The sequence below is a fragment of the Sphingobacterium composti genome, assembly GCF_009829075.1.
Lineage (GTDB): Bacteria > Bacteroidota > Bacteroidia > Sphingobacteriales > Sphingobacteriaceae > Sphingobacterium > Sphingobacterium composti.
Genome location: NZ_WUQZ01000002.1, coordinates 161,314 through 184,580, shown reverse-complemented (window position 1 = coordinate 184,580; position 23,267 = coordinate 161,314). Strand labels below are relative to the sequence as shown.

The window sequence follows — 23,267 nt, the reverse complement described above, 5'->3', positions numbered from 1 at the left end:
AACAACAAATGCTAGTTCAGTACTAGCATTTGTTGTTTTATCTTAAATCTACGATTTCGTAGTCTTTATATTTATCTTTTGAAAAGGAAAACATTTGAGGTCCAAAGTTTTTCCCTAAATACAAAGTATTGATAGTATAGATATATTTATTGCTTGATTTATCAAAAATCGTCACATCTTGAATATGGTTGTTTTTGTTGATACGTAATTTGATTTTAAAATAATTTGTCTTTGTATCTTCTGGAGATAGTTCAATTACTTTAGCCATTTCTGACTTACCTTGTCTAATGATTTTTTCGTCAGGCATCAACACATACTTATAACCTTTTTGATAAAAGTTGAATAAATTGTTGGGGCCAATCGTTTTATCATTATTCTCATTCTCTGAAATTTGAACCTCTTTAATGTCTTTTGAAATATTCCAAACAGACTTGCCATCAGAAATAATTTCTTGATCAGGTAAAGAAATTGCATACTGATTTTTTGGCTTATTAAAATACATTACACCATTTGTTGTATGTGTTTTCTTATTAGCGTCTTGAATACTCAAGCTAAAATCCGATTGAATAGTTTTGTATGAGCTGTATTTTTTAGATACCTCATTTAAAATCTTTTTTGCGGCAGCATCTGTTTGTCCAAATGACAACAATGTGCTACCTAATAATGCGCATGATAATAACAGTTTTTTCATTTTTAATTATCTTTTCTCAACGTTTCTAAAAACTGTTCTAAAGAATACTCATCAGGATATAAAACTTCCCTTGCTTTACTTCCTTCAAATGGACCTACGATACCCGCAGCTTCCAGTTGGTCGATGATTCTTCCCGCTCTATTATAGCCTAATTTCAGCTTGCGTTGAATAAGCGACGTAGAGCCTTGTTGATGCATGACGATAAGACGAGCAGCTTCTTCGAATAAAGCATCTCTATCGGACATATCAAAATCCATGGAACCCGATCCTTCACCAGACTCATCTACATATTCTGGCAACATAAATGCAGAAGGATAGCCACGTTGGCCGCCGATGAAATCAGAAATATCTTCCACTTCGGGTGTATCTACAAATGCACATTGGATACGAATCAAATCAGAGCCCGAGGACAACAACATATCACCACGACCAATTAATTGGTCTGCACCTCCTGAATCTAATATCGTACGTGAATCTATTTTAGATAACACCCTAAATGCTAGACGTGCAGGGAAATTAGCTTTGATGGTACCCGTAATAATATTTACCGAAGGACGTTGTGTCGCAATGACTAGGTGAATACCAATTGCACGTGCCAATTGTGCTAGGCGTGCAATAGGTGCTTCGACTTCTTTACCAGCAGTCATCATCAAATCCGCAAACTCATCAACAATAAGAACTATAAATGGTAAGAATCGATGACCCTCCTCAGGGTTTAATCTGCGATTGATAAATTTTGAATTATATTCTTTTAGATTACGAACTTGCGCGTTTTTTAATAAGTCATAACGTTGATCCATCTCGATACAAAGTGAATTCAATGTATTGATTGCTTTTTTTGTATCTGTAATAATGGCTTCTTCTTCGTTTGGAAGTTTTGCCAAGAAATGCCTTTCTACTTTCTTGAATAGAGAAAGTTCTACTTTTTTAGGGTCAACTAAGACAAATTTTAATTCTGCTGGATGCTTTTTATAAAGCAAAGAAGTCAAAATTGCATTAATACCTACGGATTTACCTTGACCTGTGGCACCCGCCACTAAAAGGTGAGGCATTTTTGCTAAGTCGGCAATATAGACTTCATTGGAAATGGTTTTTCCCAACGCTATAGGCAAATCCATATCCGTTTTTTGGAATTTCTCTGTTGCTAATACCGAACGCATCGATACCATTTCTGGAGAACTGTTAGGAACTTCTATACCAATAGTACCTTTGCCAGGCATCGGAGCAATAATACGAATACCCAACGCGGCTAAACTCAATGCAATATCATCTTCTAAGTTTTTGATTTTGGAAATACGAACACCAGGTTTCGGGATAATTTCATACAAGGTTACCGTAGGACCGATAGTAGCTTTTATATGCTCAATTTCGATATTGTAATTGCGCAAGGTTTCTACAATACGGTTTTTGTTTGCTTCGAGTTCTTGTTGATTAATTGTAATCTTACCCGTACCATATTCTTTTAACAAGTCTAAAGTTGGATATTGATAGCCAGAGAGATCTAATTTAGGGTCGTATTCACCAAATTGTGCAACTAGATCATTAGCGGTAATTTGTTTTTCTTCTCTAACTTCCTCTACAGCTAGAGACACTTCTTCTGTGATAGTTTCCTCAGCTGGAGTTTCTATTTGTAAAGGTGCATCTACCGAAAGATTAATGGAATTTTCAGCTTCTACTGTATTTGTTTTATTTTTTGTTTCAAAACCTATACTTGAAGTATTTTCATCCTCATCTAAATCTAATTCCTCTTCCTCAATAGGTGTAGTGCGAAGATTTGCATACCTGTCATTGACAGATGTATGATTGCTATCTGAAGTTACATTTCTCAAAGTATTGGAAACTTCAATGACTGCACCATCTATGTTTTCTTCTTGTTCAGTTTCTACTTTAGCAACTGGAGTTGTAATTGTGTTTGATTTACTTATTGGTTTGTCTTCAACTAAATCAAAATCTTCCGCATCATCTTTCGATGGAGCTAAATTACTTAAAGCAAATTTGAGATCTAAGTTGTATATGAGAACCAATGCTGTCAAATAGGCGAAAATAATGATACCGCCAACACCAAATTTACCTATTTGTGCATTTAGCAATTGATTCGTCCAATACCCAAATTTTCCTTCAAGGATATGTGGAGTATCTAATATATAATCTTGAATAAAGCCCAATGTAATGGAAAGAAATATAATACCAAGTATAGAATATAATACAGTTTTCCAAATAGGAAGTAGAGATTTTTGGTATAAAAATTTGTAGCCTAATACAAAAGCTAATAGTACAAATAGAAAGGATGCAACACCAAACCATTCGAATATGAATTGATTTGCAAGTAATGCGCCTAGTTTCCCTAATTTGTTTTGAACTACGGGCGCCTCTAAGCCTTCATCAGCTAACTCTTCACTCGTACTAAATAAGGTGCCCCAAGAACCATTTGTTGCGCTAATGTAGCTTTGATCTTCTTTCCAAGTGAATAAATAGGAGGTAAAGGCTACTGCTAATAAAAAAGCACATAAGATTAAGAATAATCCAGCTATTTTTAATGCTTTGCGTTGTCCTTCCGAAAAATCTATAGTGTTAAATGGCTTCAGGATCGGCTCTCTTCGTGCGCTCGATGGCTTAGCAGCATTTTTAGATTCTCTAGAACTCTTATTTTGCGTATTATTTTTAAATGAATTGCCCTTATATGCCATGTAAATGTATTCTATTCCAATACAAACTTATTAAAAATATCGCATAAGATTTGTTGATTTTTAGTATTACTTCATCCTTGTAGATTTTACTTCAAGAACTACACTTATACTTAAATTTGAATAGCCTTTATATGGCGTTATATATTGAAAAATTAACTAGTCGAAAGAAGGGTAAGTTCTGTTAACATTAATTGGAATTTAGGTTTGATTGCTTGAAATAAAGTTTCTATCTCAGACAAAGGAGCATCTTCTCGAGCTAAATTCTCTAAGGCTTGAAAATCTTGAAGTAAACCTAATGCACCAATATATTGCATTGTTGGCTTTATATGATGGGTTCTTTCGCGAATCAACGATTTATCACCCGTCGCTAAAGATTCTTCTAATGCATTAAAATCAATTGGTGATTGTACGATGTATAGATTAACTAATTCCTTAATCAAATCTGGATTTCCAAGCATGGATTGGTTGATAGCATCCAGATTAATAATTTGAAAGCTCATTATTTATTAATTTTTTTAACATTCAGGTTATCTGTGCAATTTAATAATAATTGTTCATTAGTAATATTTAATTTTGGGTGTTTGTAGCTTGGAGCAATCTCAAAAAGTGGCTCTAAAGTGAATTTTCTATCTTGAATATATGGATGAGGTATAATTAGACCTGGTGTATCCATGATTTCTGAATTAAAATAAAGTATATCAATGTCTATTTTTCTTGCTCCCCACTTTTCTTTTCTAATTCTACCCAACTCCTGTTCGATTTCTTGGCATATATCCAAGCACTCTTGGGCATTCTTATTTGTGGTCAAAATTATAACTTGATTTAGAAATGCTGGTTGATCTTCTACTCCCCAAGCTTCAGATTCATATAATGAAGATGTTTTTGTGACACTGCCAAGTCTTTTATTGAGCAGATCTATGGCTTTCAACAATTGTTCTTCTGGATTGCCAAGATTTGCTCCAAGCAAAATATAGATGGTATTCATTTAATTCGTGTATATGATAATTTTTCTTTGTTTTCCGTTTTAATGCAGTAAATTTATTACTTAAATAAATTATAATATATGAATTTTTTCAAACAAGTACTTGCTACTATTACGGGAGTCTTAATTACAGGTGTGCTTTTGTTCTTTGCATTTATATTTTTTATTGCGGTGATGGTTTCTACCGCATCAAAAGAATCCAGTATGCCCGCTCCAGCTAATTCTGTTTTGGTTCTTTCAATGGACTACAATATTACTGAAAAATCTGAATCAAATCCATTTAGTGATTTAGATTTACCATTGGGAATATCTTCCAATGAAATAGGATTAAATGATATTTTGGCGCGTATTGAGGCTGCTAAGACAGATAATAATATTAAAGGTATCTTCATTAATCCTACTACAGTAGGTGTTGGGTTTGCTACACTAAAGGCAATTCGCGATGCATTAGTAGATTTCAAATCATCTGATAAATTTATTGTAGCATACAGTGATGGATATTCTCAAAAAGCCTATTATCTAGCTTCTGTTGCGGACAAAGTATATTTAAATCCTCAGGGAACTTTGGACTTTAGAGGATTAAGTTCGAGTACGATGTTTATGAAAGATGCTTTGGACAAATTGGGTGTAGATATGCAGGTCATCAAAGTAGGGACATACAAATCTGCTGTAGAACCTTTTATGTTAAATTCTATGAGTGAAGCAAATAGACTTCAAGTTACATCTTACTTAAATAGCATTTACGACGCTTTCTTGGATGATTTGTCTGCGGGAAGAAAAATAAATAAAGATTCTTTGATTTATTATGCAGATACATATGCAGTTCGCAATGCTGATGATGCTTTAAAATACAAATTTATAGATGGTAAATTGTATAAGGATGAGCTAATAGCAGAAATTAAAAAGAGATTAGATATTAAGGAGAAAGATGATATTTCTATTGTTTCGGTGACGAAATATGGAGGAAAAAAGACAGAATCTAAGGGGACTGACGAAATTGCGGTATTATATGCTTATGGTGATATTGTGGATGGCGCAGGAGATGTAGGTGAGATTGGAGGTGACAAGATATCTCGTGAATTACGAAAACTACGTCAAGATGATAAAGTTAAAGCTGTTGTGTTGCGCGTTAATTCGGGAGGTGGTTCTGCTTTAGCTTCAGATATTATATGGAGAGAAGTTGAATTAACTAAAAAAGTAAAGCCAATTGTTGTTTCTATGGGAGACTATGCTGCATCTGGTGGTTATTATATTGCGGCAGCCGCAGATTCAATATTTGCTGAAAAAACTACATTGACAGGCTCTATAGGTGTGTTTGGGTTGATTCCAAATGCAAAAAATTTATTAAACAATAAGCTAGGAATAAAATTTGAAGAGGTTAAAACCGGTAAATATGCTAGTCTAATGGGAAGTATGGATAAGCCACTTACGGAAGAAGAAAAAGCTATTATTCAAGTAGAGGTAAATAATGTTTATAGTACATTTATAGATCGAGTGGCTAAAGGTCGTAATATGACGGTGGCACAAGTTGACAGTATTGGTCAAGGACGAGTGTGGACAGGCGATCAGGCTTTGAAAATTGGTTTGGTTGATAAAATTGGAAATTTGAATGCTGCTATACAAGCAGCTGCTACGAAAGGTAAAATAACTTCATATTTTACGAAAGAGTATCCAGTAAAAACTGAACCATTTGCTTCTATTCTTTCCAACTCTAAAGACAAAATCAAGACTTACATGATAGGAGAAGAACTTGGCGAGTACCAGAAATATATTGGCGAGCTTCAGAAAATCATACAAAATACTGGGATTCAAGCTCGATTGCCTTATTCTATAGAAATTTATTAACTACTTAAAAGCAAAGAGATATAAATATTTCTTTGCTTTTTATATATTTACAGCTTTAATCAACTTAACTAATAAAAATTTTTCAAGGATAAATATTGTTTATATAACTTATATAGCCTTCGAATACTAAAACAGAATATGAAAACAATTGACAACTTTAATTTTTCGGGTAAAAAAGCATTAATTCGTGTGGATTTTAATGTGCCTTTGGATGAAAACTTTACAATTACGGACGATAACCGTATTCAAGGTGCAACACCTACAATTAAGAAAATTTTAAACGATGGTGGTTCAGTAATTTTAATGTCTCATTTAGGAAGACCAAAAGATGGTCCAACAGACAAATATTCATTACGTCATATCGTAGCTCATTTATCAGAAGTTTTAGGTGTTGATGTGCAATTCGCAAATGATTGTATCGGTCAAGAGGCTGTTGATAAGTCAGCAAATTTGAAAGCAGGTGAGGTTCTTTTACTAGAAAACTTACGTTTTTATAAAGAAGAGGAAAAAGGAGATAAAGATTTCGCTGAGAAATTATCTAAACTAGGAGATGTTTATGTAAATGATGCATTCGGTACGGCTCACCGTGCTCATGCTTCTACAGCGGTTATTGCTCAGTTTTTTGGCGATGCTAAATATTTTGGTTATTTAATTGAAGCGGAATTAAAGAATGCGGAGAAAGTATTAAATAATCCAGAGCGTCCATTTACAGCTATCATGGGTGGAGCTAAAGTATCTGACAAGATCCAACTGATCGAAGCTCTATTGGACAAAGTTGATAATTTAATCATTGGCGGTGGTATGGCATATACTTTTGTTAAGGCTCGTGGTGGTAATATAGGAAATTCGCTATGTGAAAACGATAAATTGGATTTGGCCAATGAGTTAGTGAAAAAAGCAGAAGAGAAGGGTGTTAATCTAGTATTGCCTAATGATGCGCAGATCGCAGATGCATTCTCTAATGATGCTAATGTATATAATGGTCCTAATGACCAAATTCCTGATGGATTAGAAGGTTTGGATATTGGTTCAGATTCAGGAAAACATTTTGCGGAAGTAATTTCAGCTTCAAAAACATTATTATGGAATGGTCCTATGGGAGTTTTTGAATTTGATACATTTGCTAAGGGTACTAAAGCTGTTGCTGATGCGGTAGTACTTGCAACTGAACAAGGTGCATTCTCTTTGATTGGTGGCGGCGATTCTGCAGCAGCTGTTGCGAAATTTGATATGACCGAGCATGTGAGTTACGTAAGTACTGGTGGTGGTGCTTTATTGGAATATATGGAGGGTAAAGTGTTACCAGGAATTGCAGCAATTCAAGACTAAGTTATTATTTCGAATATAATAAAAAGGAAAACCCCGTATCAGTTGATGCGGGGTTTACCTTTTTATAAAAATCTGGACCAATAAAAAAGGTTTACAAATTCATGTAAACCTTTCTTATATCATGAAGATGAAATAGAAAACTATTTAGCGTCAGCAGCTAATTTGTTTAAGATTTCATCGTTTTTAACGATTTGACTTTTTTTAGGCATTTCTGAACGAGAACCTAGTTCAATGTTACGACCTAATTTCAAAAACTGAACTTCAACACGTGAAACAGTTTTGTTTCTTCTATCTTTTCTTTTTAAACGTGTAACTCCCATTGTATTTAATATTTTATTTTACGTTTTTAACGAGGTCGGAAGCGGATTCGAACCGCTGTAGGAGGTTTTGCAGACCTCTGCCTAGCCACTCGGCCATCCGACCCTTTCCCCTTACTGGGTGTGCAAAAGTAACTCTTAATTTTGTAAATGCCAAAAATAAATTCAAATAAAACATAAAATTATTCGTCCTTAATTTTTGGTATCAAATTTGTAAATCACCATGCGATATGTTACTCAATTGGGATTCAGAGTAACAGCAGATTTTAAACTAAAATATATTAGGCTATGAAAAAAGTTTTACTATCTCTAGGATCAGCATTATTATTAGCTGTGGGAGCAAATGCACAAACAGGTTATGGTATTAAAGCAGGTGTTACGCTACCGTCTTACAGTTATGGTAGTTCAGATGATTTATCAGATACCAAGTCTGCTTTGAACTTTTATATTACAGGTTATTTGAATGCAAATATTAACCAAAACTTCGCAATTCAACCAGGAGTTTCATTGCAAGGTAAAGGTGCTAAATTTGCAGAAGCAAGAGTAGGCGGTACTACTTACGAGCTTACACAAAACACAATGTGGATTGAAGTTCCAGTAAATTTTGTAGGAAAATTGCCTGTGGGTGCTGCTGAATTACAATTGGGCGCTGGTCCGTATGTTGGTTTTGGTGTAAGCGGTAAAAATAAATTCAATACAATTGGTAATGGAGATGGATCATCTACTACATTGAATGAGTTTAAATTTGGTAAAGATGAACATTTGAAAGCTGTAGATTTTGGAGCAAATATCATGGCTGGTGTAAAATTGCCAGGTGGCTTCTTAATCAATGCTAATTATGGATTAGGGCTTACCAATATTGCTGGAGACAAAAGTCTTACAAACGATATTAAGAACAGAGTATTATCATTCGGTGTAGGATTTGAATTTTAAATCTTAGGAGTAAGGTAAATTATTTTATTATTGAAAGCTTTCCATTTTTGGAAAGCTTTTTTGTTACACAATAAGTTGAAATATTAGTTTTGTCTTTGGTATCATATTTGCCAATTCCGATATGATATGTTACTCATTTAGGATTCAGAGTGACAACATTATTAAATTAAAAAATACTAAGTGATGAAAAAAGTTTTGCTATCATTAAGCACAGCATTATTATTAGCTGTGGGAGCAAATGCACAAACAGGATACGGTATCAAGGCAGGAATTAATTTACCTAAGCCTAAAATTGAAACTTCTTTAGGAGATGTTTCGACAAGTTCATCAACTAATTTTTATATTTCTGGATATGCAAATATTTTTGCAGCACCTAACTTTGCAATTCAACCAGGATTATCTTTACAAGGTAAAGGTGGAAAAAGAAGTTTAGCGGGGGGTGAATCTACAACCAATTTGATGTCAATTGAAATTCCTGTTAATGCAGTTTATTATATTCCTGCCGGAACAGGGGCATTGTTTTTAGGTGCTGGGCCATATGTAGGATTTAATATTGCAGGACAAGATAAAACCGGAGATGTTAAAACAGATATTAAATTTGGTTCAAATGCTGATGAAACTAAAGTAGTTGATTATGGAGCGAATTTTCAAGTTGGTTATAAATTAGCGAATGGTTTCCTAATTAATGCTGGTTATGGTTTAGGATTAGCTGACTTGTCGAATGTAGATGTTTTAAAAGCTAATAACAGAGTAGTATCGTTTGGTGTAGGATTTGAATTTTAAATCTCACGGAGTAAGGTAAATTACTCTATTTATTGAAAGCTTTCCGATTTTGGAAAGCTTTTTTGTTACTTAATAAGTTGCAATATTACAATTTGGTGATTCCTTATAGTAATTATCGTTAATAGATTTTATAAAGTTTGTTTACATTTGTGTCATGATAGAACTACCTGTTATACCTGTTCAACAAACACAACGGAAACCTGATTGGTTACGTGTTAAACTTCCTGTTGGGAAAGAATATCGTCATGTTCGTAATTTGGTAGACGAACATAAATTACATACGATTTGTGAGAGTGGTAATTGTCCTAACATGGGTGAGTGTTGGGGAGCTGGTACGGCTACATTTATGATTTTGGGTAATATTTGTACGCGTTCGTGTTCTTTTTGTGCTGTAGCTACGGGAAGACCATTGGCGGTAGATACGGATGAGCCAAATCGTGTAGCAAATTCAGTGAAACTGATGCAAGTGAAACATTGTGTGATCACTTCAGTGGATCGAGATGATTTGAAAGATGGCGGTTCTACTATTTGGGCAGAAACGATTAATGCTATTCGTCGTGAAAGTCCTGAAACAACTTTAGAAACGTTGATTCCTGACTTTAAAGGTCAATGGGAAAATTTGGAGCGTGTATTAGCAGTACGTCCAGAAGTTGTTTCACACAACTTGGAAACAGTTCGTCGTCTTACTAGAGAAGTTCGTATTCAGGCCAAATATGACCGTTCATTAGAATGTTTACGTCGTATTTCAGAAGCTGGTTTGCGTACAAAATCAGGTATTATGCTGGGCTTAGGGGAGACAGAAGAAGATGTTGTGGAAGCTATGCAAGATTTGTATAATGTTGGTGTTCATATTTTGACTTTAGGTCAATATTTGCAACCTTCTAAAGCACATCATCCAGTGATTGATTGGATAACTCCTGCACAATTTGAGAAATATAAACAAATTGGTTTGGAAATGGGCTTTAAATATGTGGAATCAGGACCTTTGGTTCGTTCTTCTTACCATGCTGAAAAACATTTATTTGATATGCAATAATAGAAAAGGAGCTGTATAGCTCCTTTTTCTATGGTTTTATATACACAGATTCGCCTGCGATTACTGTCCGAAGCGTTTTGATATTTCTTAATTTATCATTTGCTGCAATCATAATATCATCCTCTAATATTACAAAATCAGCATCTTTACCCTTTTCAATCGAGCCACGTTTTTTCTCTTGAAACGAACCGAAAGCAGCCCATATAGTCATTCCACGCAACGCTTCTTCTCTTGTTAAAGCATTTTCCATTTGAAAGCCTTCTTTAGGTAATCCATTCGCGTTTTGGCGGGTTACAGCAGCATGAAAACTGTATAATGGATTGAAATGCTCAATTGGAAAATCTGTACCAATGACAACTTTTCCATAAGCGTCTAAAAGTTTTTTATATGCATATGTTCCTTGAGCTCTTTCAGCACCGAGTCTGTCATTTATCCAACCCATATCAGAAGTTGCATGAGTAGGTTGTATAGAAGGAATAATATTAAACGTTTTAAATTTTATAAAATCTGATTCGTGCACCACTTGTGCATGCTCTATGCGCCATCTTTTGCTTTTCACATTCAGTGCACCATAAAGATCTAACAGCAATCTATTTGTAGAGTCACCAATCGCGTGAATCGCTACTTGAAAAGGAGAGTCGGCAAGTTGTGCTAAAGATTCTTCGAATTCAGTTCTTGAATGCAATAAGAAGCCCTTAGTACTATCATCGCTATAGTTCTCTAAAAGACAAGCTCCACGAGATCCCAACGCTCCATCAGCCATGAGCTTAATGGATTTAATAGTAAGTCGATCAGATTCGTAAATACCCTCGTTTATGTATTTTGAAATGTTGTGCGGTTCTGCAAAAAGCATTGCATAATTGCGGATTTTTAAAGAATCTTGCTCATAGAATTTTTTTAATAATTCCAACTGTTCTGTGTCTAAACCCGCATCGACTATACTTGTTAAACCCACTGAGAGTAGCGAGTCTTGTGCTTGTCTAAGTTTTTGCAAAATATTAATTTCATTACCAGTAGGAATGTACTTAGATACAAGTGCCATGGCATTGTCAATCAATATACCGGTAATACGTTGAGTAGAGTCTATATCTATTTTGCCCCCTTCGACATATATCGCAGAATCAATCTGTGCCAAACGTAATGCTTCAGAATTCACTATAGCTGCGTGGTAATCAATACGGTGCAAAAATACGGGTATGTCTGGAAAATACTTGTCTAATGTGTCACGATGCGGATAAGTTTTATCCGGCCAGATTGATTGATCCCATCCACCACCTAAAATCCATTTTGATTCTGGATGTTTCTTGCGGTAATTTTGAATTCTTTGAACAAGCTCTTGAATTGATTTTGTACCTACCAGATCTACCTGATGTAGATAATCCGCCAACATAAAAGAATGCCCATGACCATCATAAAAACCTGGATAAATTGGCTTCTGCTGTGCGTCAATTATTTCCTTTGCCTTATAACGTTGTAATATCTGTTTGCTTGTACCAATATCAATAAAAACTCCATTCTTTACAGCAAACGCCTCTTGAATTGTAAAAGAAGAATCAACCGTATATATTTTAGCATTATGTACAATTAAATCTACTTCGATATTAGTTGTACATCGTATAAAAAGAAATAAAGTGATAAGTATTCCTATATATTTCATGTAGATAAGATTAATTATTAAAGTTAATTAAAGGAATGGGAATCTTCACAAAAAAGGCTTAGTAAATCTACTAAGCCTCAATGTTTGAAAAAAAAATTGTTACATAGCCTCTGCTACAACTTCTTCAACCTCTGGAACCATACGCTTTAATAGGCCTTCAATTCCTGCTTTCAAAGTAATTGTAGATGATGGACAACCACTGCATGAGCCTCTCAACTCTACAGTTACAGTACCATTATCAAATGATTTGAAAGCAATAGCGCCACCATCTTGTTCTACAGCTGGTCTTACGTAATCATGTAAAACTTGTTGAATTTTTATTTCTACATCAGAACCCTCAAAAGTGATGTCCTCATCTTTTGCGATTTCTTGGATTTTTAACTCTGATTCTACAGCACCTTTTACAAATTCTTTCAATAATGCTTCGATATCACTCCAATCAGCATCATCTGTTTTGGTAACTGTTACAAAATTGGAAGCAAAGAAAACACCATTAACAAAATTGAATTTGAATAATTCACGCGCGAAAGGTGACTCTTGTGCTTTTTCTCTGTCTGGAAAATCTACACTTCCATTTATTAAAAGCTTATTTACCAAAAACTTCATCGTAGAAGGATTTGGTGTGGATTCTGTATATACGTTAATTGTTGCCATAATTATTAAAAAATTATTCAAATATAGTAGATACAAAAATGATCCACGTCATTGAATCGTAAAAGCTTACAAAGCTACACCTGTGTAATTTGAAGGCGTGATGTTTTTGATTTCAGCTTTAACTTCTTCCCTTACATTTAGACCTTCAACGAACAATGCGATTGTTTCTTGCGTCACATGTGCATTCGTACGTGTCAAATCCTTCAACGCTTCATAAGGTTTTGGATAACCTTCGCGACGTAGAATCGTTTGAATTGCTTCGGCAACTACAGCCCAGTTGTTTTCTAAATCCTTTTGAAAAGCATCCGCATTCAAGATTAATTTACGCAAACCACGTAAAGTCGATTTGAAGGCAATCAATGTATGTGCGAAAGGAACGCCAACATTACGAAGCACTGTAGAATCCGTCAAATCACGTTGCAATCTAGATATTGGTAATTTAGCTGCTAAATGTTCTAAAATTGCATTTGCAATTCCTAAATTACCTTCCGCATTTTCGAAATCGATAGGATTTACTTTGTGTGGCATCGCAGAAGAGCCGATTTGTCCTGCTGTAATTTTTTGTTTGAAGTAATCCATAGAGATGTACGTCCAAATATCACGGCAAAGATCAATTACGATATTATTTATACGCTTTAATGCATCACAACTTGCTGCAAAATTGTCGTAATGTTCGATTTGTGTAGTCGTTTGCGAACGATCCAGTCCTAATTGCTCGTTCACGAATTTATTACCAAAAGCAACCCAATCCAATTGCGGATAGGCTACATGATGCGCATTGAAGTTACCAGTAGCACCACCGAATTTTGCAGAATATGGAACATTTTTCAACGTGTTAACTTGTTTTTCTATACGCTCAATGAACACCTTGATCTCTTTACCCAAGCGAGTAGGAGAAGCGGGTTGTCCGTGTGTGCGAGCTAACATTGGAATGTCCTTCCATTCGTCAGACAATCCCTTCAATTCGTTGACTAATTCAGTGACTGTAGGAACGTAAACATTGTTGATCGCTTCTTTCCAAGAATAGGGAATAGCTGTATTGTTAATATCTTGAGAAGTCAAACCGAAGTGAATGAATTCTAAAGAATCGTGTAAGCCTAATTTCTCAAATTCATTTTTCAAAAAATATTCTACGGCTTTCACATCATGGTTGGTTACTTTTTCTGTGTCTTTGATCCACTGCGCATCTTCGATTGAGAAATTTTTGTAAATATCTCTCAATTTATCGTTCAATGAACCATCAAAATGTGCTAATTGAGGTATTCCTGATTCTGCTAAGGCAATGAAATATTCTACTTCGACTAAAACACGGTATTTGATAAGTGCAAATTCTGAAAAGTAGTCAGATAGTTCTTTCGTAGCATTGTAATATCTTCCGTCTACTGGAGTAACGGCTGTAAGCGATGATAATGTCATAAATTAAAATAATATAAGTCAGAAGGACTAATTAAGTTAGGACCAAAAATAAGAAATAATACGCTTATTCGCGGATTTATAATAAACAAAAAAGCTCGTGTCATCAGAACACGAGCTTTTTGGAGTATTTTAACTCTTATCGGAATTATTGAGCGTTAGCTACTGAATCAGCGATAGAATCAACAACTGCAGTAGCTGAATCAGCTGTAGCGTTGATAGAATCAGTTAAAGCTGTAGCTGTAGAATCGATAACGTTAGTTAAAGAATCAGCAGTTTCTTCAGTTTTTGTAGTGTTGTTACAAGAAGCTACAGTTAAACCTAATGCTAAAAATCCGAATGCGAATAAATTTTTCATCTTTTAATTTTCTATTTTAATTGAAACAATTTCGTTTACTATACTCATTAATACGGGCAACTCTAAAAGGTAACCCAAAAAATAAAACTTTTTTTATTTCTATTATAACCAACTGATAGTCAGTAATAAAAAATATATTTTGTTTCATTTCGGATGCAAATATAGTATAGATTTCTTGAAATGCAACAATAAAAAGTTATTTTAATAAAAAGATTTGTAGAACTAAAGGAGATATTATGTTTGATAAGATTCAAAAGATGATAAAGTTGTTTAAATCAGTGGATTTGGCACAACTTGAAAAATTATCCCAAAAAGTTGATTTACCTGCGGTGATAAACTCTGTATCCAAAATGGATGAGCGACAGTTGCAGATGGCAATGAAAATGCTTACGTCTCAAAAAAAGAAAAAAGATCCTCCTCCAATAGATGCTGATTTTTATGCTGTTGAAGCTAAATTATCACCTGAAGATAAAGAGTTGCAATTGAAAGTTAGGGCTTTTTTGGAAGCAGAAATTAAGCCTTTGGTAAATAAATATTGGTTACATGATGAATTTCCTTTTGAAATAATTCCAAAATTAGCGGAGCTGAATGTCTGCGGATATGTTTATGAAGGCTATGGCTGTGCGGGAGGTACTTCATTGATGGACGGTATTATTGCTGCTGAATTTGGACGTATTGATCCTTCTATCGCAACCTTCTTGGGTGTGCAAAGTGGTTTGGCTATGGGATCCATTTATATGTGCGGTTCAGAAGAGCAAAAGCAAGAATGGTTACCACAAATGCAGCAATTGAAAAAAATAGGTGCATTTGGTTTGACGGAGCCAGAAGTGGGATCAGCAACGGCTGGTGGTTTGACGACTACTTGCAAAAAAACGGTTGACGGTTGGGTCTTGAATGGACAAAAAAAATGGATTGGGAATTCAACATTTTCGGATATAACCATAATTTGGGCTAGAGATGTTGATGATAATCAAGTGAAAGGATTTATTGTACGAAAGGAAAATCCTGGTTTTTCCGTAGAAAAGATCAAAGGAAAAATGGCTTTGCGTATTGTACAGAATGGTTTGATTACTTTAACAAATTGTATTATCCCAGAATCAGATAGATTACCGAATGCAAATTCGTTCAAAGACACGGCAAAAGTCTTACAAATGACACGTGCTGGAGTAGCGTGGATGGCTGTTGGTTGTGCACGAGGGGCTTATGAGAATGCGCTTGAATATACTTTGAAGCGTGAACAGTTTGGAAAACCAATCGCGTCTTTCCAATTAATCCAGAATCATTTGGTCGAAATGCTTTCGAATCTGACAGCAATGCAAACTCTTACGTATAGATTATCGGAATTACAAGATGAAGGAAAGTTGAAGGACGAACACGCCTCTTTAGCTAAAGTATTCTGTACGTTGCGAACTCGAGATATTGTGTCGCGTGCGCGCGAAGTGATGGGAGGAAATGGGATTTTACTAGAATATAATGTGGCTAGATTTTTAGCCGATGCAGAAGCGATTTATTCTTACGAAGGCACCAAAGAAATTAATTCCTTAATTGTAGGTAGAAGTATTACAGGATTTAGTGCTTTTGTATAATAGCAAAAGTATTATTCATCTTGATTATCATATGTTTAAAGTTTAACAAATAAATAGGCTGTCGCATATTTGCGGCAGCCTATTTTAATACGGAAATATTTTCCATATTTTAATTTATAATACCTTATTTCAGCTTGTTAACTAAAATATATGTTGCAATTCTTTCAAATCGACAATCATATGGGGAATATCCTTAGGTTTCTCTGCTCCAATCACATTAAAATAAATAGCATCTAGTCCTGCATTTAACGCTCCACGGACATCTGCATCAATATTATCACCTATCATTACTGACTTTTCTTTTGCTGCTTCGCCATGATTTACAGCATACTCAAAAATACGTGGATCGGGTTTGTTCACACCAAAAACTTCAGAAATCACAATCGTTTTAAAATATTTGCGTAGATTGCTGTGTGTCAATTTCGTTTCACAAGCTTCTTTGAAGCCATTAGAAATTAGGTGTAAATTATACCTTTTTTGTAGATATTCTAATGTCTCAATCGCATTTGGAAAAAGATTAGTCTTTGTAGGACAAATTTTTAGATATTCTTCTTCAAAGCCTATAGGAAATAAAGCTGGATCAACACCCAATTGGGTAAAAGTGTCTGCAAATCTTAGCTTGCGCAGTGTAGGTTTGTCTATTTTACCATGGTGATAAAGTTCCCATACACGATGGTTGTTAATAGTGTATGTTTCAATAAATTCATCTGAATTAGGTCTGTTGAACAACTCGTCAAATTTATAAAGGTAATACAACTCATGCAAAGTCTCTTGTGCATTGCGGTCAAAATCCCAAATCGTATGATCTAAATCGAAGAATATATCTTTTTTTTGCTGAAACATATGCAAATATATAAAATGTATTTTCATACCTATTGTCACCGTTTTTCTTATTAGTGTCATAAAACTTGACGTATTTTCTATTGCTGTGCGATTTGAGTATTTTTGTTGAAATAAAGGATATGAGAAGAGCTCTATTTTGGTTTTATGTTTTAGCATTTTATGCCATCTGCCAATTGTTTGCGTGGGGATATATGTTTATCAAATATGTGCCTGATCGCAAGGGAATGGTGATTGGCGAGGGGATGATCTTTATTTTGATATTCATTTTAGGTATCATTCGCTTAAAAAGACACTTAGAAAAAGAGCGCTATTATTCCCAGCAGCAAAATAATTTCCTTTTATCTGTTACGCATGAATTAAAATCTCCTTTGGCATCTGTCAAACTTTATTTGCAAACGATTTTGAAAAGAGATTTGGATCGCGAGCAACAAAAATCATTTTTGTCCAATTCTCTCAAAGATATTGAGCGATTGGATTATTTGGTTGAGAATGTATTGTTAGCCACTAAATTAGAGAATCGTAGTTTTAATCTGCCGAAAGAGAATTTTGATTTTTCAGCTTTGGTAGAAGATGTATCTGAAAGGTTGCAAAAAAACTCTTGTACCACCGAAATGATTCGTACAGATATAGAACCGAATATTACCTTGAATGCAGATAAATTTGCAATAACCAATGTGGTTAATAACCTGATAGAGAATGCTATAAAATATTCTCCAGCATGCGCTACAGTAGAAGTTAATTTGCAAAAGAAAGGTGAGGATTTAGTTTTAACAGTTGCTGATCATGGTCAAGGGATAGCTGATGAAGAAAAAAAGCTTATTTTTAATAAGTTTTATCGTGTTGGTAATGAATCTACTCGCAAAACCAAGGGAACTGGTTTGGGGTTATATATAGTAAAAACAGTTTTACAAAAACATAATGCTACCATTAAAGTGAAGGATAATACGCCGTCTGGTAGTATTTTTGAAGTAATATTTGAAAATTATGCAAGCTAAACAAAGAATACTATTAGTCGAAGACGAAGAACATTTGTTGGAAGCTATAAAACTAAATTTGGAATTAGAAGGTTATCGCGTAACTACAGCTACCGATGGAAAGAAAGCGCTAAAGATTTTTAAAGAAGAGCGTTTTAACTTGATTATTTTGGATGTGATGATTCCAGAGATTGATGGTTTCCAAGTAGCAGAAACAATTCGATTGCAAAATACAGAAGTGCCTATTATGTTTTTGACTGCTAAAAATAGCAGTGAAGATCGTATTACAGGACTGAAAAAGGGAGCTGATGATTATTTGGTAAAACCTTTTAATCTAGAAGAGTTGATTCTTCGTGTAGGTAATTTGATACGTCGGGGATTGAAACCAGAAGATTTGAAAGAATTGAATTCATATACTATTGGTGATAAGACGATTTATTTCAATTCGTTTGAATTACATCATGCGGACGGCTCTATTACTTCTTTGACTAAGAAAGAAACAATGTTGCTTAAATTATTAATTGAAAGACGTAATGAGGCTGTTTCACGTGAACAAATATTGGAGACAGTTTGGAATTATGATGTATATCCATCAACCAGAACTATTGATAATTTCATATTAACATTCCGTAAATATTTTGAGCCTGATCAGAAACATCCTATTTATTTTCATTCCATTCGTGGTGTAGGCTACAAATTTACTGATAACGGCGAAGCACAATAGCGCTTATATAATATAATGAACACGAAAATCCGTTTAATCATTATAGCTTTAGCTGTAATTTTACTAGCTTACTGCCTGGTGTCGGGGTATTTTTACGCTTGTGTATATGTGCTTGGGCTTATTGGGTATATGGTGTGGAGTCAATACCGAGATGGTACAGTTTTTTTGGCTACGCAGGCTTTTCATAAGCAAGATTACGATAAAACTAAGAATTTACTATCAGAGATAAAAAATCCTGATCATCTGCGCAAGGGGAGAAGAAACTTCTACGAATTTATGATGGGAAATATCGCTTTGAAGGAAGATAGAATTGATGAAGCCGAATATCATTTTCAGTTAGCTTCAAGATTGCCTTGGCGTAAGGATTATGAAAAGGCAATGGTATTAATCAATTTGGCTAATATTAATTTGCGTAAGAAGGAATACGAAAGAACAGAGGCTTATCTATCTGTTGCCGACAAATTGGCCTTGACAGAAAGACAAAAAGATATTGTTCAAAAAATAAAAAAAGAAATAGAAAAATATAAATAAAAGTATAGTGAGTACGATTTTACAAAACGATTTGTTTATGAGAGCTGCAAATTCGCAGCTTACTGAAAGACCTCCAGTATGGTTTATGCGTCAAGCGGGACGTTTTATGCCTGAATATTGGGAGATTAAAAATAAACACACTTTCTTAGAAATGTGTAAAACTCCTGAAATAGCAGCAGACGTAACGATGTTGCCTGTAGATTTGCTTGGTATAGACGCTGCAATCTTATTCTCAGATATATTAGTTACAGCTGAGGCAATGGGGGGTGATCTTTCTTTTGAACAAGGCGTAGGGCCTCGTTTTTCTAATCCTGTACGTTCATTAGCGGATGCGCAAAAATTAGCTGGCGCAGAAAGTGTAGATAAATTACAATATGTAGCTGATGCGATCAAAGTAATTCAGCAACGTTTGAATGGTTCGATTCCATTGATTGGTTTTGCGGGAGCGCCGTTTACTATTTTGAGTTATTTGGTAGAAGGAGGTTCAACAAGAGATTTTAAGTTAACGAAGTTGATGTTAAATAATGACCCGGAATTAGCGCATCATATTTTACAGAAAATTGCTGATTTAACCATTGCTTATTTGAATATGCAAATCGACGCGGGCGTAAATGCGGTTCAGTTGTTTGATAGCTGGGCTTCTGCTTTGTCGTGGAATGATTACAGTGAGTTCTCACACAAATACAACAAATACATCATCGAGAATTTGAAACGTACAGTTCCAGTTATTTCTTTCGCAAAAGGCGCATCGGTGTTTGCTCCGTTGATGGTTGAAACAAAACCTGATGTGATTTCTGTGGATTGGAATGCAGATTTATTGAATATGAAAAAATCATTGCCAGAAGGTATCGCTGTTCAGGGTAACTTGGATCCATTTATTATGTATGCGGATAAGTCTGTAATCAAAGCTAAGATTCACCAATTATTCGAAAGAATGCGGGGTGAGAAAGGGTTTATTTGTAATCTTGGCCACGGAATTTCTCCTGATATGAAATTTGATCACGTAAAATTTGCGATTGATACAATTAAAGAGTTCAGATACTAATTCTGAATCTCACAAAATATTAAAAATACTAAAGGCTAACAATTGTTAGCCTTAGTATTTTCATAAGTAGTAGAATAAGTTCTTATGGTGTTTTTACCCTAATACCATAAATTCTTCCTTGTACATCTGTAGTAGTCCATCTTGTTGAAGAAAAAGTTAATTTATTTATACCATTTGGATTCAATTTAGCTAACGGATTAATTCTTACAGTGTTTCTAATATTTAGTTCTCTTAATCCCTCAGACATTCGTTTTCTTCCAAATAACTTTACATTTCCATTTTCATCGATTGTAAGGCGTACGACAGGGATTTGTTGGCGTGGAGCAGTCTCATTTATTCTATAAATTACGCTTATATTTCCACTTGGTTTGTCCAAACTTCCATAATACGTATCGTCACTAAAATATACATCGTGCAATGGGAAGCCTTCAAAATTAAGTTCTTTAGTAAATAGGTTTTGTCCGTTTATATTTAAATTAAATGAATTGTCAAGATACCATATGTCGATTTGAGCTCCGAAAGTTGGATTTTCTAAATTCACAGCATGATAAAATGGAGTGTCTTTAGTAGTTGTGTCATAAAAATGGAACGTTGGGTTTGCACCTATTATGGTTGTTTCTGGTACATGGAAAGTTAATACTAAATTATATTTCACGCCAGGTTTTAAGTTAAGGTCGTTTATATCTACTCGCCTAGACACATCGCCTATTGTTAGTGTCTCAATTGTAAATGTTCCTTTTGTTTCTGAAGTAGGGGTATTTAATATTGTAGGAGTAAGACTCGTTATGCTATATGTTTTCAAATTATCAAATGGTATGAACGGAAAGTTGACTGAAGATCCGAGGGTATTAAGATCATCATTATTTGCGCTTATTGTACCGTTACTTACTTTGAATTTTGTTTTTGAGTAACTTGGTTTTATGTATGAAGCTCCATTTGCTCCTCTAATTGAAGCGTAAGCTTGTGTAGTATTATCTAGCTTAATAATGGTAGTAATTTGGCTAAACTGATGTTTAAATTTCAATTTAATAGTATTGTTGCTATTGTGCTGGATTTTAATATCCTGTTTTTGAAACATAAACTCAACTTGCGGATTGGATATGGTAGCGGTATTGATGTTTGTCGCATTTTCTATTTCCGCTGGAAATTCTGATTTTGAATTAATAGAATATGCGACAATAGTATATTCTTTTCCTCCATACACCAATAATGGTCCGGCGTCTTTTTCCTTACCACGTATATAATTTTTCGATGTAGCTAATTCACCAGTTGATTTGTCGTATACATAAACTCTATAATGAGTATTTAGATCAATCGATTTACTCCTAGTTATCGCCATTTTTGAATCTTCTTTGAGTAGATCTTTGAAATTACTAGTCGATTGTGGTTCTAATGAAACTTGGCACGTCATGCCAGTTTGTATATTGGCACTTACTGATACTTGGTTAGTAGGATTGTTAATCTTTACAGTAGCGCTCTTAGCATCACCAAGGCTTTCCTCTTCGAAGCTAATATCAATAATATCAAAGTTTATAGCGGCATAACCTTCAGGAATATTGATTTCTTTATTAAAATCAGCATCTTCTTTTTTGCTACATGATTGAGTAATATTAAGAAGGGCAATAAAGAAAAGAATTAGTAGATTACTATTTGTTTTAATTTTTTTCATATACATCAATATTACCATTCAATAAATCGTTTGTCATCATCTAATTCTTCCCATTCCTGTTGGTAATCCAAGTCATTGCTGCCAACTTGGATAGTACTGGAAGTGCTGCAGAGGCTACTTTCAATATCTACTATAGATACTGTAATAGTAGGTGATGTGTAAATTCTTTTCATTTGTGTGTGTTTTTTGTTAGTGTGAATTCAATTAAGAGTTGAATTCACAAGCAAAATTGATAATATTAATTAGTAAAGGTTAATGGATTTGTAATAAAATTATGGATGTTGTAGATAACGGGGATAATAAAATGTGGATGAAATATTATTTTAGGTTAATTTATTATAAGTAATATTATATAATTTTCTTTTTTAAATTTATTTATTAATTAATGCATTTAAAGACTAACCTAATTGGTGTAGTATATTATTTAATCAATCCATTGTCCTAATAATTGTAATTAAAATATAAAGGTTTACTAAAAGTTAATTGTTGTTGTTGATGATAACTTGGTAGAATTTAGAATTTTTCGAATTTCTATGACATTAATCAGTACGTGTAATGTCATGTAATTACATGATTGCAATTTTATAAGTATGTTTTGCTAATTTTGTTTTATGATTTATCTCTACACTAAAGCTATTCATATAATTTTTGTGGTTTGTTGGATGGCGGGCTTGTTTTATATGCCACGTTTATTTATTTATCATACAGAAGCAAAGGATAAGGGCAATGATGTGTATTCAATTTTACACAAGCAATTCATTATAATGGAAAATAGGCTTTGGTGGGTAATCACTACGCCAGCAATGTATATCACAATTGCTTCAGCTTTAGTAATGTTGCATATGAATCCCGCTCTATTATCTATGGGTTGGATGCAACTTAAATTAGCTTTTGTTTTTGGGTTAGTATTATATCATTTCAAATCTCAGCAAATTATGTATCGCCTACGTGATGAGAAGTCTTCCTGGACTTCGGGTCAATTGAGGTTGTGGAATGAAGTTTCCACAATTATATTATTTGCAATAGTATTTCTTGTTATACTCAAATCTACTTTAAATTGGATTTACGGAGTTGTGGGGCTGTTAGGATTAGCAATTTTATTAATGATTCTAATTAAACTATATAAAAGTTATAGAAAATCTAAAGGCGAGAAGGTAGATTAACGTTATAAACTTATTTTAAAAATCCACTTAAGACATTAAGTGGATTT

23 protein-coding genes and 1 tRNA gene are annotated in these 23,267 nt (G+C 34.2%); 11 read left to right on the top strand and 13 right to left on the bottom strand.

The features are described from left to right. Positions 1-37: 37 nt before the first annotated feature. The 4 genes from lolA1 to folK all read right to left on the bottom strand — a co-directional run bounded on the left by lolA1 (position 38) and on the right by folK (position 4,363). Positions 38-691 carry an outer membrane lipoprotein periplasmic chaperone LolA1 gene (lolA1, locus tag GOQ17_RS02170; protein WP_159634137.1) on the bottom strand — a complete coding sequence of 218 codons (654 nt, stop codon included), beginning with the start codon at positions 689-691 and terminating at the stop codon, positions 38-40. 2 nt (positions 692-693) lie between these two features. After that, positions 694-3,378, bottom strand: coding sequence for an FtsK/SpoIIIE family DNA translocase (locus GOQ17_RS02165; RefSeq protein WP_159634134.1), 2,685 nt, complete (start codon positions 3,376-3,378; stop codon positions 694-696). Positions 3,379-3,530: 152 nt separating this feature from the next. Next, on the bottom strand, positions 3,531-3,878 hold the full coding sequence (locus GOQ17_RS02160; RefSeq protein WP_159634132.1) for a hypothetical protein: 348 nt from the start codon (positions 3,876-3,878) through the stop codon (positions 3,531-3,533). After that, complete coding sequence (gene folK, locus GOQ17_RS02155; RefSeq protein WP_159634129.1) at positions 3,878-4,363, bottom strand: 2-amino-4-hydroxy-6-hydroxymethyldihydropteridine diphosphokinase; 486 nt, start codon at positions 4,361-4,363, stop codon at positions 3,878-3,880. The genes GOQ17_RS02160 and folK overlap by 1 nt, the downstream gene beginning before the upstream one ends. Before the next feature lie 78 nt (positions 4,364-4,441). Between folK and sppA the strand changes: the two genes are divergently transcribed. Further along, on the top strand, positions 4,442-6,205 hold the full coding sequence (gene sppA / locus GOQ17_RS02150; protein WP_159634126.1) for a signal peptide peptidase SppA: 1,764 nt from the start codon (positions 4,442-4,444) through the stop codon (positions 6,203-6,205). A gap of 138 nt (positions 6,206-6,343) precedes the next feature. Beyond that, positions 6,344-7,534 carry a phosphoglycerate kinase gene (locus GOQ17_RS02145; protein WP_159634123.1) on the top strand — a complete coding sequence of 397 codons (1,191 nt, stop codon included), beginning with the start codon at positions 6,344-6,346 and terminating at the stop codon, positions 7,532-7,534. Positions 7,535-7,674: 140 nt separating this feature from the next. On the opposite strand, the gene GOQ17_RS02140 is transcribed toward GOQ17_RS02145, so the two are convergent. Continuing rightward, positions 7,675-7,854, bottom strand: a complete 180-nt coding sequence (locus tag GOQ17_RS02140; RefSeq protein WP_159634121.1) for a spore protein — start codon at positions 7,852-7,854, stop codon at positions 7,675-7,677. Between the two features lie 32 nt (positions 7,855-7,886). Next, a tRNA-Cys gene (locus tag GOQ17_RS02135) sits at positions 7,887-7,957 on the bottom strand. 182 nt (positions 7,958-8,139) lie between these two features. On the opposite strand from GOQ17_RS02135, the gene GOQ17_RS02130 reads away from it, so the two are divergent. From GOQ17_RS02130 to lipA, 3 genes are all read left to right on the top strand, one after another. Beyond that, positions 8,140-8,784 carry an outer membrane beta-barrel protein gene (locus tag GOQ17_RS02130; RefSeq protein ID WP_159634118.1) on the top strand — a complete coding sequence of 215 codons (645 nt, stop codon included), beginning with the start codon at positions 8,140-8,142 and terminating at the stop codon, positions 8,782-8,784. Positions 8,785-8,967: 183 nt separating this feature from the next. After that, on the top strand, positions 8,968-9,567 hold the full coding sequence (locus GOQ17_RS02125; protein ID WP_159634115.1) for a porin family protein: 600 nt from the start codon (positions 8,968-8,970) through the stop codon (positions 9,565-9,567). 154 nt (positions 9,568-9,721) lie between these two features. Beyond that, positions 9,722-10,603: a lipoyl synthase gene (gene lipA, locus GOQ17_RS02120; protein WP_159634112.1), complete on the top strand. Its 882-nt coding sequence runs from the start codon at positions 9,722-9,724 to the stop codon at positions 10,601-10,603. A gap of 28 nt (positions 10,604-10,631) precedes the next feature. Here the strand turns inward: lipA and GOQ17_RS02115 are convergent, their stop codons facing one another. The 4 genes from GOQ17_RS02115 to GOQ17_RS02100 all read right to left on the bottom strand — a co-directional run bounded on the left by GOQ17_RS02115 (position 10,632) and on the right by GOQ17_RS02100 (position 14,685). Next, positions 10,632-12,260 (bottom strand): amidohydrolase, encoded by a 1,629-nt coding sequence (locus GOQ17_RS02115; RefSeq protein WP_236537022.1) that lies wholly within the window; start codon positions 12,258-12,260, stop codon positions 10,632-10,634. 99 nt (positions 12,261-12,359) lie between these two features. Further along, positions 12,360-12,914, bottom strand: a complete 555-nt coding sequence (locus tag GOQ17_RS02110; protein WP_159634109.1) for a NifU family protein — start codon at positions 12,912-12,914, stop codon at positions 12,360-12,362. A 66-nt stretch (positions 12,915-12,980) separates the two neighbouring features. Then, positions 12,981-14,330 (bottom strand): adenylosuccinate lyase, encoded by a 1,350-nt coding sequence (gene purB, locus GOQ17_RS02105; RefSeq protein WP_159634106.1) that lies wholly within the window; start codon positions 14,328-14,330, stop codon positions 12,981-12,983. Between the two features lie 145 nt (positions 14,331-14,475). After that, a complete protein-coding gene (locus GOQ17_RS02100) occupies positions 14,476-14,685 on the bottom strand; it encodes a hypothetical protein (RefSeq protein ID WP_159634103.1) in 210 nt (69 codons plus the stop codon). 257 nt (positions 14,686-14,942) lie between these two features. Between GOQ17_RS02100 and GOQ17_RS02095 the strand changes: the two genes are divergently transcribed. Further along, entirely contained in the window at positions 14,943-16,271 is a 1,329-nt protein-coding gene (locus tag GOQ17_RS02095) for an acyl-CoA dehydrogenase family protein (RefSeq protein ID WP_394350594.1), read from the top strand. Between the two features lie 141 nt (positions 16,272-16,412). Here GOQ17_RS02095 and GOQ17_RS02090 read toward each other — a convergent pair whose 3' ends face one another. Beyond that, a complete protein-coding gene (locus GOQ17_RS02090; RefSeq protein ID WP_236537021.1) occupies positions 16,413-17,141 on the bottom strand; it encodes a YjjG family noncanonical pyrimidine nucleotidase in 729 nt (242 codons plus the stop codon). Positions 17,142-17,233: 92 nt separating this feature from the next. On the opposite strand from GOQ17_RS02090, the gene GOQ17_RS02085 reads away from it, so the two are divergent. Genes GOQ17_RS02085 through hemE form a run of 4 tightly spaced genes read left to right on the top strand, consistent with a single transcriptional unit; the run spans position 17,234 to position 20,388 of the window. Then, a complete protein-coding gene (locus GOQ17_RS02085) occupies positions 17,234-18,109 on the top strand; it encodes a sensor histidine kinase (RefSeq protein ID WP_159634097.1) in 876 nt (291 codons plus the stop codon). Further along, on the top strand, positions 18,099-18,812 hold the full coding sequence (locus GOQ17_RS02080; protein ID WP_149914197.1) for a response regulator transcription factor: 714 nt from the start codon (positions 18,099-18,101) through the stop codon (positions 18,810-18,812). The genes GOQ17_RS02085 and GOQ17_RS02080 overlap by 11 nt, the downstream gene beginning before the upstream one ends. A 15-nt stretch (positions 18,813-18,827) precedes the next feature. Next, entirely contained in the window at positions 18,828-19,343 is a 516-nt protein-coding gene (locus GOQ17_RS02075; RefSeq protein WP_159634094.1) for a hypothetical protein, read from the top strand. 7 nt (positions 19,344-19,350) lie between these two features. Next, entirely contained in the window at positions 19,351-20,388 is a 1,038-nt protein-coding gene (gene hemE / locus GOQ17_RS02070; RefSeq protein ID WP_262885562.1) for a uroporphyrinogen decarboxylase, read from the top strand. 82 nt (positions 20,389-20,470) lie between these two features. Here hemE and GOQ17_RS02065 read toward each other — a convergent pair whose 3' ends face one another. Together GOQ17_RS02065 and GOQ17_RS02060 are read right to left on the bottom strand one after the other, a co-directional pair. Further along, positions 20,471-22,057 (bottom strand): hypothetical protein, encoded by a 1,587-nt coding sequence (locus tag GOQ17_RS02065; protein ID WP_159634089.1) that lies wholly within the window; start codon positions 22,055-22,057, stop codon positions 20,471-20,473. Between the two features lie 11 nt (positions 22,058-22,068). Beyond that, positions 22,069-22,230 carry a hypothetical protein gene (locus GOQ17_RS02060; protein ID WP_159634086.1) on the bottom strand — a complete coding sequence of 54 codons (162 nt, stop codon included), beginning with the start codon at positions 22,228-22,230 and terminating at the stop codon, positions 22,069-22,071. A gap of 438 nt (positions 22,231-22,668) precedes the next feature. Between GOQ17_RS02060 and GOQ17_RS02055 the strand changes: the two genes are divergently transcribed. Then, complete coding sequence (locus GOQ17_RS02055) at positions 22,669-23,220, top strand: CopD family protein (protein WP_159634083.1); 552 nt, start codon at positions 22,669-22,671, stop codon at positions 23,218-23,220. Positions 23,221-23,267: the final 47 nt, after the last annotated feature.

Coding starts and splice junctions, on each gene's coding strand:
- folK (WP_159634129.1), bottom strand. CDS start 4,363: ATGAATACCATCTATATTTTGCTTGGAGCAAATCTTGGCAATCCAGAA.
- sppA (WP_159634126.1), top strand. CDS start 4,442: ATGAATTTTTTCAAACAAGTACTTGCTACTATTACGGGAGTCTTAATT.
- GOQ17_RS02160 (WP_159634132.1), bottom strand. CDS start 3,878: ATGAGCTTTCAAATTATTAATCTGGATGCTATCAACCAATCCATGCTT.
- GOQ17_RS02055 (WP_159634083.1), top strand. CDS start 22,669: ATGATTTATCTCTACACTAAAGCTATTCATATAATTTTTGTGGTTTGT.
- GOQ17_RS02125 (WP_159634115.1), top strand. CDS start 8,968: ATGAAAAAAGTTTTGCTATCATTAAGCACAGCATTATTATTAGCTGTG.
- GOQ17_RS02085 (WP_159634097.1), top strand. CDS start 17,234: ATGAGAAGAGCTCTATTTTGGTTTTATGTTTTAGCATTTTATGCCATC.
- GOQ17_RS02080 (WP_149914197.1), top strand. CDS start 18,099: ATGCAAGCTAAACAAAGAATACTATTAGTCGAAGACGAAGAACATTTG.
- GOQ17_RS02145 (WP_159634123.1), top strand. CDS start 6,344: ATGAAAACAATTGACAACTTTAATTTTTCGGGTAAAAAAGCATTAATT.
- GOQ17_RS02165 (WP_159634134.1), bottom strand. CDS start 3,378: ATGGCATATAAGGGCAATTCATTTAAAAATAATACGCAAAATAAGAGT.
- GOQ17_RS02095 (WP_394350594.1), top strand. CDS start 14,943: ATGATAAAGTTGTTTAAATCAGTGGATTTGGCACAACTTGAAAAATTA.
- GOQ17_RS02100 (WP_159634103.1), bottom strand. CDS start 14,685: ATGAAAAATTTATTCGCATTCGGATTTTTAGCATTAGGTTTAACTGTA.
- GOQ17_RS02075 (WP_159634094.1), top strand. CDS start 18,828: ATGAACACGAAAATCCGTTTAATCATTATAGCTTTAGCTGTAATTTTA.
- GOQ17_RS02115 (WP_236537022.1), bottom strand. CDS start 12,260: ATGAAATATATAGGAATACTTATCACTTTATTTCTTTTTATACGATGT.
- GOQ17_RS02130 (WP_159634118.1), top strand. CDS start 8,140: ATGAAAAAAGTTTTACTATCTCTAGGATCAGCATTATTATTAGCTGTG.
- GOQ17_RS02140 (WP_159634121.1), bottom strand. CDS start 7,854: ATGGGAGTTACACGTTTAAAAAGAAAAGATAGAAGAAACAAAACTGTT.
- GOQ17_RS02090 (WP_236537021.1), bottom strand. CDS start 17,141: ATGAAAATACATTTTATATATTTGCATATGTTTCAGCAAAAAAAAGAT.
- GOQ17_RS02065 (WP_159634089.1), bottom strand. CDS start 22,057: ATGAAAAAAATTAAAACAAATAGTAATCTACTAATTCTTTTCTTTATT.
- lolA1 (WP_159634137.1), bottom strand. CDS start 691: ATGAAAAAACTGTTATTATCATGCGCATTATTAGGTAGCACATTGTTG.
- GOQ17_RS02060 (WP_159634086.1), bottom strand. CDS start 22,230: ATGAAAAGAATTTACACATCACCTACTATTACAGTATCTATAGTAGAT.
- lipA (WP_159634112.1), top strand. CDS start 9,722: ATGATAGAACTACCTGTTATACCTGTTCAACAAACACAACGGAAACCT.
- GOQ17_RS02110 (WP_159634109.1), bottom strand. CDS start 12,914: ATGGCAACAATTAACGTATATACAGAATCCACACCAAATCCTTCTACG.
- purB (WP_159634106.1), bottom strand. CDS start 14,330: ATGACATTATCATCGCTTACAGCCGTTACTCCAGTAGACGGAAGATAT.